Source organism: Nguyenibacter vanlangensis (assembly GCF_013376155.1).
GTDB lineage: Bacteria > Pseudomonadota > Alphaproteobacteria > Acetobacterales > Acetobacteraceae > Gluconacetobacter > Gluconacetobacter vanlangensis.
In genome coordinates this window covers 1-789 of sequence record NZ_JABXXP010001025.1, presented here as the reverse complement: position 1 = coordinate 789, position 789 = coordinate 1, and the positions used below count along the sequence as shown (strand labels likewise).

At 70.6% G+C, this 789-nt stretch carries 1 protein-coding gene; it reads right to left on the bottom strand.

Annotated elements, in window-relative coordinates; genetic code table 11:
* Nucleotides 1–312 precede the first annotated feature (312 nt).
* Nucleotides 313–789: SGNH/GDSL hydrolase family protein (locus HUK84_RS20960; RefSeq protein ID WP_176641896.1), on the bottom strand; the 477-nt coding region annotated here is incomplete at its 5' end.

Below are 789 nucleotides of genomic sequence, written 5' to 3'. Positions count from 1 at the left end.
GGACCGCCGGATGCGGCACGATCGCCGGTTCGGCCCGAGCCGCGCCCCCGGGGGACAGGGAAAGGGCCGCCGCAAGCCCGGCGAGGGCGAGCGGACGGAAGAAAACCGGAACAGGCAGGGACATCGGGCGGGCGGTTCCTGAAAAGCGGGTCGTCGGTAAACAGGTCGTCGGCAAGACGGGCATCCTGGAGACGGGCATCCTAGAGCATGATCCCGGCGGACGGAAATCGGGGAAACCAGGCAGGGGGACAACCGTGATAACCCCCGTGCGCGGCGGGAAGTTCCCCCTTGGCGGCTTTTGAAAAACGCCTGCTACAGCGCGGCGCCGCCGGGCGCGCCGGTCAGGTCCACCAGCCAGGCCGCCACGGCCTCGCCCAGCAGGCGGTACCCGCGATCGCCCATATGCAGCCCGTCGGGCGACAATTCGTCGCGCGCTAGGCCCAGTTCGGCGCACCAGGATTTCATGCGGGCATAGCGGCCGAAGACCGGGATCCCCAGGTCGGCGCCGATGCGGTGCACCGCGGCGACGAAGGCCGGGAAGGCGGCGCATTCCTCGAGCATCCGGCAATATTGCGGGTCCATCAGCACCAGCTCCGCCCCCGCCGCGCGGGTGGCCATGAGGTCCTGCCGGGTCAGTGCCTCGTAGGTCTCGACCGGCACGCCCTGCCAGGCATCGTTGCTGCCGGTCTGCCAGAGCACCAGGTCCGAGCCGTCGGCCAGCAGGTCGGCCAGGCGCGCATGCATCTCGGCCGCGCCGTTGCCGCCGACCCCGCGATTGATCACGGCGAG